This window comes from Mitsuaria sp. TWR114 (assembly GCF_007997345.1).
Genome location: NZ_VOSR01000275.1, coordinates 1 through 9,540 on the forward strand (window position 1 = coordinate 1; position 9,540 = coordinate 9,540).

At 70.8% G+C, this 9,540-nt stretch carries 7 protein-coding genes; 4 read left to right on the forward strand and 3 right to left on the reverse strand.

Going from position 1 to position 9,540, the window contains the following annotated elements; translation table 11 throughout:
* The first annotated feature begins 69 nt into the window (after nt 1-69).
* Nucleotides 70-2,175 (forward strand): acyltransferase family protein, encoded by a 2,106-nt coding sequence (locus FUT87_RS11800; RefSeq protein ID WP_186830493.1) that lies wholly within the window; start codon nt 70-72, stop codon nt 2,173-2,175.
* A gap of 59 nt (nt 2,176-2,234) precedes the next feature.
* On the opposite strand, the gene FUT87_RS11805 is transcribed toward FUT87_RS11800, so the two are convergent.
* Nucleotides 2,235-4,232, reverse strand: coding sequence for a monovalent cation:proton antiporter family protein (locus tag FUT87_RS11805; protein WP_147241137.1), 1,998 nt, complete (start codon nt 4,230-4,232; stop codon nt 2,235-2,237).
* A gap of 281 nt (nt 4,233-4,513) precedes the next feature.
* On the opposite strand from FUT87_RS11805, the gene FUT87_RS11810 reads away from it, so the two are divergent.
* Nucleotides 4,514-5,785: a Glu/Leu/Phe/Val dehydrogenase gene (locus FUT87_RS11810; protein ID WP_091729933.1), complete on the forward strand. Its 1,272-nt coding sequence runs from the start codon at nt 4,514-4,516 to the stop codon at nt 5,783-5,785.
* A 220-nt stretch (nt 5,786-6,005) separates the two neighbouring features.
* Here FUT87_RS11810 and FUT87_RS11815 read toward each other — a convergent pair whose 3' ends face one another.
* Nucleotides 6,006-6,584, reverse strand: a complete 579-nt coding sequence (locus FUT87_RS11815) for a DJ-1/PfpI family protein (protein ID WP_147241138.1) — start codon at nt 6,582-6,584, stop codon at nt 6,006-6,008.
* Between the two features lie 70 nt (nt 6,585-6,654).
* A complete protein-coding gene (locus tag FUT87_RS11820; RefSeq protein ID WP_255511783.1) occupies nt 6,655-7,404 on the reverse strand; it encodes a phosphatase PAP2 family protein in 750 nt (249 codons plus the stop codon).
* 170 nt (nt 7,405-7,574) lie between these two features.
* Here FUT87_RS11820 and FUT87_RS11825 point away from each other — a divergent pair, with 170 nt between their 5' ends.
* Nucleotides 7,575-8,261, forward strand: a complete 687-nt coding sequence (locus tag FUT87_RS11825) for a response regulator transcription factor (protein WP_147241139.1) — start codon at nt 7,575-7,577, stop codon at nt 8,259-8,261.
* Nucleotides 8,262-8,269: 8 nt separating this feature from the next.
* On the forward strand, nt 8,270-9,540 hold a 1,271-nt coding region (locus FUT87_RS11830; protein ID WP_147241140.1), incomplete at its 3' end, for a sensor histidine kinase.

A 9,540-nucleotide genomic window follows, 5' to 3' on the forward strand; every position in this document is an offset into this window, starting at 1 on the left:
GTGCCGTGCCGTGCCGTGCAGCGGCGCACCCGTGCCGCCTTCGTTCCCCGCCTCCGTCCTGACGCCTTGGTGACAAGCCCCGCTCCGCTCTCTCCTCATCGCCCGCCAGGCCCGCACGCGGCCGGCGAGCCGCCGCTGCGCGACGACATCCAGGCACTGCGCGCGGTCGCCGTGCTGTGGGTGCTGCTCTATCACGCGCAGATCCCCGGCGCGTCGGGCGGCTACCTTGGCGTCGACATCTTCTTCGTCATCTCCGGCTACCTGATCACCGGCCTGATCCAGCGCGCGCTGCGGCGCGGCGACTTCTCCTTCCGCGCCTTCTACGGCCGGCGCGCGCGGCGTCTGCTGCCGTCGGCCTACGTGGTGCTCGGCGCGACGCTGCTCCTCGTGCCGTGGGCGCTCAACCGCCGCGAGCAGATCGACTTCGTCGGCCAGTTGCTGGGCGCGCTGGGCTTCGCCAACAACCTCGTGCTGTGGAAGCAGACCGGCTACTTCGAGGGCGCCTCCGACCTCAAGCCGCTGCTGCATTTCTGGTCGCTGGCGCTGGAGGAGCAGTACTACCTGGTGCTGCCCGCGCTGCTGGTCTTCAGCCCCGCGCGGCTGCGGACGGCGACGGCCATCGCGGTGACGCTCGGCAGCCTGGCGCTGCTGGTGTGGTGGCAGCCGATCGACGCCGGCGGTGCGTTCTACCTGCTGCCCACGCGGGCCTGGGAACTGGGCCTGGGATCGATCGGCGCGCTGATGACGTCCGTGTCGGCGTCGATGGCGACAGCAACGGCGACGGCGAGGTCCTTGGCCGACACGGCCGACGCGCGCGCCCTGCGCTGTCAGCGCGTCCTGAGGACGCTGACGCTGCCGTCATGGGCGCTGCTGCTTGTCGTCCCCGCGGCGCCGCAGTTCTTCGGCACCGCGCACCCGGGGCCGGCGGCGCTGGTCGTCGGCCTGGCGACCCTGGTCCTGCTGCTGCGCGAGCCCCAGCGCTGGCCGCGCGTCGCGGCGCCGCTGATCCGCATCGGCGACTGGTCGTATGCGCTGTACCTCGTCCACTGGCCGCTGATCGCGATCCTGCACAACGCCTGGGTCGGGTTGAAAGCCGATCCGCAGGCGCTGATGGCCTGGCGCATCGGCGCGGTGCTGCTGTCGTTCCCGCTGGCGTGGCTGCTGCACCGTGGCGTCGAACGGCCAGCCAAGGCGGCGCTGACCGGGCCTCGCGGGGCCTGGATCCTGGGCAGCGGCACGGCGGCGCTGGCGCTGGGAGGCATCGTGCTGGCGCTGCACAAGCCGGCGCCGGGGGCGATCGACTTCGTCGAGCTGCGCAAGCCCAACTACGGCCTGTCGGCCAACTGCGATGCCGAGGAGCCCTTCGACGGCCGCGAGGACTGCCGCACGCGGCCGGGCGCGCGCTGGATGGTCTGGGGCGATTCCTACGCGATGCACCTGGTGCCGGGGTTGGTCCGCGTGGCCAGCGACCAGGGGTTGGCGCAGGCGACGAAGTCCTCCTGCGGCCCGTTCCCCGGGCTGACGCCAGTGCGACCGGGACTGGGCCGCGGCAACAGCTTCGCTTCGCCGTGGATCGAGCAGTGCCAGGCCTTCAACGCATCGGTGCTGCGCTGGCTGGCGCGGCATCCGGAGATCGAGACCGTGGTGCTGTCCAGCTTGCTCACGCAGTACCTGGACGCGTCGAAGTACGAGTTGCAGCGCACGCGCGGCGATGCGTCGGACGACGGACGGGTGCGCGGCGAGCGGGCGATGAGAGAGGCCCTGCTGGCGGACATGGCCGAGACGTTGAAGCGTCTGAAGGCGATGGGCAAGCGGGTGATGGTGGTGGCGCCACCGCCTTCCGCCCCGTTCGACATCGCGGGCTGCCTGGAACGCCGGCAGGCGCGTCGCTGGACGATCGGCGCTACACCGGGCTGCGTGATCGATGTGAAGGACGACGAACAGCGGCGCGCTTCCGAGCATGCGTTCATCGAGGCGCTCGCGAAGGCGGATGCGCGGCTGCCGGTGCTGCGCTTCGAGCCACTGCTGTGCGACGGCACGAGCTGCCAGGTCGAGCGCGACGGCGTGCCGCTCTACCGCGACCAGGGCCACCTCAGCCGCGAGGGCTCGAGACTGCTGATGCCGGCAGTGATGTCGGAAGCCGTGGGCGAACGGCAGCTCGCGTTGCGAAATTGAACTGAATGAGTCCCTCGCCGAGGGAGTTCTCGGAGTGGCAGATCCCGCGCGGGGCGGCGTCAGCCGACCAGCAACCCGTGCTCGGCGCGCGCGAGCGCCTCGGGCGTGCCGGAGATGACCAGCGTGTCCCCGCCCTGCAGCACCAGCTCGTCGCTCGCGTCCTTGACCGCGCCGTTGGGACGGCGCACCGAAAGCACGCTGACGCCCCATCCGGTCAGCCCGAGCTCCCCGAGCGTGCGGCCCTCCAGCGCACTCGCCATCGGCAAGCTGATCGACTGCAGCCGCGCCTGATCGCGCTCCTCCGAGGTGTCGTCGTCCGCCCCATGGAAGTAGCCGCGCAGCAGCCCATAGCGCCGGTCCCGCGCATCGCGCGCGATGCGCAGCACCCGCCGCATCGGCACGCCGACCAGCGCCAGCGCATGGCTGGCCAGCATCAGCGACCCTTCGATCGCTTCCGGCACCACCTCGGTGGCGCCGGCGGCGCGCAGCTTCTCCAGATCGGTGTCGTCGATCGTCCGGACCACCACCGGCACATGCGGCGCATGCCCGCGCACCTCGTGCAGCACCTTCAGCGCCGACGGCGTGTCGTGGTACGAGATGACGACGGCGCTCGCGCGCGTCAGGCCTGCGGCGATGAGGCTGGGCAGACGCGCCGCGTCGCCGAACACCACGCTCTTGCCCGCTGCCGCGGCCTGCCGCACCCGGTCCGGATCCAGGTCCAGCGCCATGTAGGGGATGTGCTCCGCTTCCAGCAGCGTCGCCAGATTCTGCCCGCTGCGGCCGTAGCCGCAGATGATCACGTGGGCATCGGTCTTGATCGACTTCTTCGCGATCGTCGTCAGCTGCACCGACTGCAGCAACCAGTCGCTGGCCGACAGCTTCATCACGATGCGGTTGCTGTGCTCGATGATCAGCGGCGTCATCAGCATCGACAGCACCATCGCCGCCAGCACCGGGCTGACCCATTGCGCCGCGATCAGGTTGTGCTGCGCGCCCAGCGTCAGCAGCACGAAGCCGAATTCCCCCGCCTGCGCCAGGTAGAGGCCGGTGCGCAGCGCCACGCCGGTCGGCGCGCGGAACAGCTTCGCCAGCCCGGCCACGAGCACGAACTTCGCCGTCGTCGGGACCAGGGTCAGGATGATGACCAGCGGCCACTGGAAGACCAGCGTCTGCCAGTCCAGCCGCATGCCGATGGTGATGAAGAACAGCCCCAGCAGCACGTCGTGGAAGGGCCGGATGTCCAGCTCCACCTGATGCTTGTATTCGGTCTCCGCGATCAGCATGCCGGCGACGAACGCGCCCAGCGCCAGCGACAGCCCCGCATGCTCGGTCAGCCAGGCCAGGCCCAGCGTCACCAGCAGCAGGTTGAGCATGAAGAGCTCCTGGCTCTTGCGCCGCGCCACCAGCGTCAGCCAGCGGCGCATCAGGTGCTGGCCGCCGGTCAGCAGCAGCACCAGCAGCAGCGTCGCCTTCAGCGCCGCCCAGCCCAGCGACTCGATCATCTGCGTGCCGCTGCCGCCCAGCGCCGGGATCAGCACCAGCAGCGGGACCACGGCCAGATCCTGGAACAGCAGCACGCCGATCACGCGCCGGCCGTGCTCGCTCTCGAGCTCCAGCCGCTCGGCCATCAGCTTCACGACGATGGCGGTGGAACTCATCGCCATCGCGGACCCGAGCACCAGCGAGCCCTGCCAGCCCAGGTCCCAGGGCCAGCCCATCAGGCCGAAGAACCAGCGCAGGAAGAGGTTGCCCGCCATGGTGCCGCCGATCGTCACCACCACCTGCAGCAGCCCCAGCCCGAACACCATCGCACGCATGCTGTGCAGCTTGGGCAGGTTGAACTCCAGGCCGATCGCGAACATCAGGAACACGACGCCGAACTCGGCCAGGTGCTGCACGCCGGGGACGTCGCTGGCCAGCGCCAGCGCGTTCGGACCGATCAGCACGCCCACCACCAGGTAGCCCAGGATCGGCGGCAGCTTCAGCGAGCGGCACACCACGACGCCCAGCACGGCGGCGATCAGGTAGATGAGGGTCAGGTCCAGCGCGGAAAGCATGGCGGCGATGGTACTGGCCCCCCGGCCCCAGGCGGCCCCGGATGCAGCAAGGACAGGCCTCGCCATAGGGCCGGCGAGCGGCGCCCCAGCCAAGCGGGCGCGGGTCGCGACGCGCGGTCCGCCGCTGCGGGACGGGGCTGGCTTTGGTCACGCGTCAGGCGCAAACTACCCGCCTTATGCATCGGGCGCATGCCCGCATGTGTACTCGGCTTTGCCGGACGTGGCGGACGCGCAGGGCTTCGGGGTACCGTTCGCGCCACCGAAAAGTTACGGAGCATTTCATGCCCAACCTGAGTTTCGTTTCCCCCACGCGCAACAGTCCCTGGGGCACCTACCTGTCCCAGATCGACGCCGTCGAGCCCTACCTGGGCAAGCTGGCCCGCTGGGTGGAAACGCTGCGCCGCCCCAAGCGCGCGCTGATCGTGGACATCCCCATCGAACTCGACAACGGCACCATCGCCCACTACGAGGGCTACCGCGTCCAGCACTCGCTGACTCGCGGTCCCGGCAAGGGCGGCGTGCGCTACCACCCGGACGTCACGCTGGAAGAAGTGATGGCGCTGTCGGCCTGGATGACGGTCAAGAACGCCGCGGTGAACCTGCCCTACGGCGGCGCCAAGGGCGGCATCCGCCTGGACCCCAAGACGCTGTCGCTGAAGGAACTGGAAAAGGTCACCCGCCGCTACACCAGCGAGATCGGCATCATCATCGGCCCGACCCAGGACATCCCCGCGCCTGACGTCAACACCAACGGCCAGATCATGGCCTGGATGATGGACACCTACTCGATGAACGTCGGCGCCACCGCCACCGGCGTCGTCACCGGCAAGCCGATCCCGCTGGGTGGCTCGCTGGGCCGCGTGGCCGCCACCGGCCGCGGCGTGTTCGTCGTCGGCCGCGAAGCGATGCGCCGCCTGAACATCAACATGGAAGGCGCCCGCGTCGCGGTGCAGGGCTTCGGCAACGTGGGCTCGGTGGCCGCCAAGATGTTCGCCGCCAACGGCGCGATCGTCGTGGCCGTGCAAGACCACACCGGCACCATCCAGAACGACAGCGGCATGGACATGGCCTCGCTGCTGGAGCACGTCGGCCACACCGGCGGCGTCGCCGGCTTCAAGGGCGCGGACCGCATCGACAACGAGAACTTCTGGGACGTGAAGTCCGACGTGCTGATCCCCGCCGCGCTGGAAGGCCAGCTGTCGGGCGAGCGCGCCAAGCGCGTCCAGACCCGCCTGGTGCTGGAAGGCGCCAACGGCCCGACCACGCCCGACGGCGACGCCGTGCTGGCGGACCGCGGCATCATCGTCGTCCCCGACGTGATCGCCAACGCGGGCGGCGTGACCGTTTCCTACTTCGAGTGGGTGCAGGACTTCTCGTCGTTCTTCTGGACCGAGGACGAGATCAACGTCCGCCTGGACAAGATCCTGGTCGGCGCGTTCAAGGGCATCTGGGACACGGCCGAGCAGCACAAGATCCCGCTGCGGACGGCGGCGTTCACGGTCGCTTGCACGCGCGTGCTGCAGGCCCGTGAAGAGCGTGGTCTGTATCCCTGATCCACAGCCGCGGGTTTCTCGCGGTTACGGAGTGGATGGGCCCCATGTGGGCCCATTTTTCATGGGTCGGCGGAGGGCGCAGGTGGAGTTCATGCGCAGGCCGGGGCGTTGGCCGCCAGGGCATGGGGCCTTGGCGGCGAGCGCCAAAACCCCACGCCCTGCCGTCCCCCATCACCTCCGTCCTTCGACGGTTTTGCGAGCGGGGACTTTGGGGGAGGAGTCAGTGGCTGATCTTTGTGCCGAGCACCTGCAGGAACTGGGCGATCCAGGCGGGGTGCGCGGGCCAGGCGGGCGCGGTGACCAGCTTGCCGTCCGTGACCGCCTGGTCGACCGGGATGTCGGCATAACTGGCGCCAGCCAGCTCCACCTCCGCGGCGCACGCGGGGTAGGCCGATACCTTGCGGCCACGGATGATGCCGGCGGCGGCCAGCAGTTGCGCGCCGTGACAGATCGCGGCGATCGGCTTGTCGGCCTGGGAGAAGTGCTGCACCAGCGGCAGGACGCCAGGCATCGTGCGCAGGTACTCGGGGGCCCGGCCTCCCGGGATCACCAGTCCGTCGTAGTCCTGCGGCTTGATCGCGTCGAAGCTGGCGTTCAGCGTGAAACGGTGGCCCGGCTTCTCCGAGTAGGTCTGCGCGCCCTCGAAGTCGTGGATGGCCGTGAGCACGAAATCGCCGGCCCTCTTTCCCGGACAGACGGCATCGACCCGGTGTCCCACCGCCTGCAGCGCCTGGAACGGCACCATCAACTCGTAGTCCTCGACGTAGTCGCCCGCCAGCAGCAGCAGCTTCTTGCCCATCGCATCTCTCCAGAGTCGGTTGAGGGAGCGCCGATTCTGGGAGGCCAGGGCCGTCAGGTCGATGAATCCCTCATGTACCCGCGTCGGCGTCGCGGGCTCGCAGCGCCGGCGCGGCAGCGACCGCGAGCGTCCAGCAGATCCAGGCGGTCCACATCGTGTGGCTGGGGTAATGCGCGCCGCGCGCCATCTGCGCCAGGCCGTACAGCGTGCCCAACACGAGCACCGCGCCCAGTGCGATCCGCGCCTGCCGCGGATAGGCGCGGCGCAGCATGAAGAAGAGGCTGAAGAAGGCGAAGGCGGAACTCGCATGACCCGATGGGAAGCAGTGCCCCGGTCCGCCGTCGCCGACGCCAAAGCGCCAGTGCGACACGTAATGCGCGACGCCGCCGAATTCGGCCAGGTCCCACGGGCAGCTGGTGTTGCTGCCCTGCTTCATCAGCGGAATCAGCACCAGGCTGACCGCTGTCAGCGCGACGGCGCCCCAGCGCTCGCGGCGCGTCAGTCCCGGCCACAGGGGTCGCAGCGCGTTGATCAGCAACACGACCGCCAGGCCGGTCGCCACCCAGCGCCCGCCCTGGTGCAGCAGGCCCGAGGTGAGCCAGTGGTCGCGCAGCGCGAAGCCGTGCGCATCGGCGAAGAGCCGCACCACGGCCAGGTCCCAGCCGGCCGCATCCCAGAGCAGCAGCGCAGTGAGCCCCGCCAGCGCGACCAGCCAGCCGCGGCGCAGGTCCGGCAGGCGCAGCGCGCCGACAGGGGAAAGGACGGGCGCGGACGCCGATCCGGCGCCCAGCGGCAAGGGGGAGAGGGGAGGCGTGTTCACGGCCTCGCAGTGGGCACCGCCGCCCTGAAGTTCGACTGAAGCCAAGCTGAAGGCCGGCTGAAGTTCTGCGACAGTCCGCACAGTGCGCGCCGCGGCCGGACCAACCGGTGGCCGCTGGTATCGTTTTCGGCCCGACGGCCTCCTTTCCCGCGGCTGCCCGCCGCACGCCCATGCGACTCCTGCTGCTCGAAGACGACGAATTGCTTGGCGAGGCCCTGCGCGATTTCCTGCGCGACGAAGGCCATGCCGTGACCTGGGCCCGCCGCCTGGCCGAACTGCTGCCGCGCCAGCATGAGGAGTTCGATGCGCTGCTGGTCGACTGGCAGCTCCCGGACGGCTCCGGCCTGGACTGGCTGCGCGGCCTGCGCCAGCGCGGCGTGTCGATCCCGGCGCTGATGCTGACCGCGCGCGACCTGCTCGCCGACCGGCTGCAGGGCCTGGACAGCGGCGCCGACGACTACCTGGTCAAGCCCTTCGCCCTGAGCGAGCTGATCGCCCGCGCCCGCGCGCTGGTGCGCCGCAGCCAGGCGCGCACCGGCAACGAGCTGCGGCTGTCGACGCTGCGCATGGACCTGGAGGCGCGCCGCGCCTTCATCGCCGAGGAACCGCTGGCGCTGTCGGCGCGCGAGTGGGACGTGCTGGGCTTCCTGCTGGCGCGTGCCGGCAAGGTGGTGGCCAAGGAGCAGATCGCCTCGGCCAGCAACGGCTGGGAGCAGGGCGTCAGCGACAACGCGATCGAGGTCTGCGTCTCGCGGCTGCGCGCCAAGATCGAGCCGGCCGGGCTGCAGCTGCGCACCGTGCGCGGCCTGGGCTACCTGCTCGAGGAGATGCCCGCCGCGCCGGCGGCGAAGGCCTGACGCGCGGCATGAGCGACACGCCGCGCCACCGCACCTTCAGTCTCAAGCAGCGGCTGCTGATCTGGCTGATGGCCCCGGTGCTGGTGGCGGTGCCGGCCGCCGGCCTGGTGCTCTACGACGTGATGCACGACACGGCCATCTCCTGGCTCGACCAGGCGCTGGGCGACACCGCGCTGGCCGTGGCCAGCCTGCTGCGCGAGCGCGACGGCACCGTGTTCGTCGACGTCTCCGGCGCGACCGACCGCGCGCTGCGCTTCGACCGCACCGACCGGATCTACTACCTCGTCCTCGACCCGGCCGGCGAGGTGCTGCTCGGCGACGCGCCGCTGGCGCGGCTCCAGCTGCCGCGGCGCAAACCCAACGAATGGTTCTTCACGCTGGCGACGCTGGACGGCGAGTCGCTGCGCGCCGCGGCGCTGGGCGCCACCTGCGGCCGCTCGGTCTGCCAGATCCTGGTCGCCGAGACCCTCAACAAGCGCGATGCGCTGCAGCGGCAGCTGGCGGTGGTCGTGGTGCTGCTGATCGGCGGCATGGCGATCCTGCTGGCCGGCGCGGGCTGGTGGGCGACCTATCGCGGCCTGCGGCCGCTGGCGCGGTTGAGCGCCGAGCTGGAGCAGCGCGACCTGGCGCGCCTGGAGCCGCTGCAGCCCGACGTGCCGGGCGAGCTGCGGCCGCTGATCGCGGCCTTCAACCGGCTGTTCGAGCGGCTGCGGCGGGCGTCGTCGGCGCAGCAGGATTTCCTGGCCAACGCGGCCCACCAGCTCCGCACGCCGCTGACCTCGCTGCGCACCGAGATCGACCTGGCCCTGCTGGAGCCGCACGACCCGCAGATGGAGCCGGTGCTCAAGCGCCTGCAGGGCTCGGTGGACCGCAGCGCGCGGCTGGCGACGCAGATGCTCTCGATCGCGCGCGCCGAGGCCGAACCCGGCGGCCGCGAGCAGCCGCTGGACCTGCGCGACATCGCGGCCCAGGTGGCCGAGGACTGGGTGCCGCGCGCGCTGCAGTCGGGCGCGGACATCGAGTTCGAGCTGGACAGCGCGCCCGCGCTGGGCCAGGGTTTCCTGCTGCGCGAGCTGCTGGCGAATGTGCTGCACAACGCGCTGAACTACGCCGGACCGGCGCCGCGCATCACGGTGCGCACCGGCTGCGACGGGGAGTGGTCGCGGATGGAGGTCGAGGACAACGGTCCCGGCATCCCGCCGCAGGAGCGCGAGCGCGCGCTGCGCCGCTTCGAGCGCGGCAGTGAGTCCAAGGTCACCGGCAGCGGCCTGGGCCTGGC

Excerpts from the sequence above, each read along its gene's own strand:
- FUT87_RS11815 (WP_147241138.1), bottom strand. The coding sequence starts at position 6,584 with ATGGGCAAGAAGCTGCTGCTGCTGGCGGGCGACTACGTCGAGGACTAC.
- FUT87_RS11825 (WP_147241139.1), top strand. The coding sequence starts at position 7,575 with ATGCGACTCCTGCTGCTCGAAGACGACGAATTGCTTGGCGAGGCCCTG.
- FUT87_RS11805 (WP_147241137.1), bottom strand. The coding sequence starts at position 4,232 with ATGCTTTCCGCGCTGGACCTGACCCTCATCTACCTGATCGCCGCCGTG.
- FUT87_RS11810 (WP_091729933.1), top strand. The coding sequence starts at position 4,514 with ATGCCCAACCTGAGTTTCGTTTCCCCCACGCGCAACAGTCCCTGGGGC.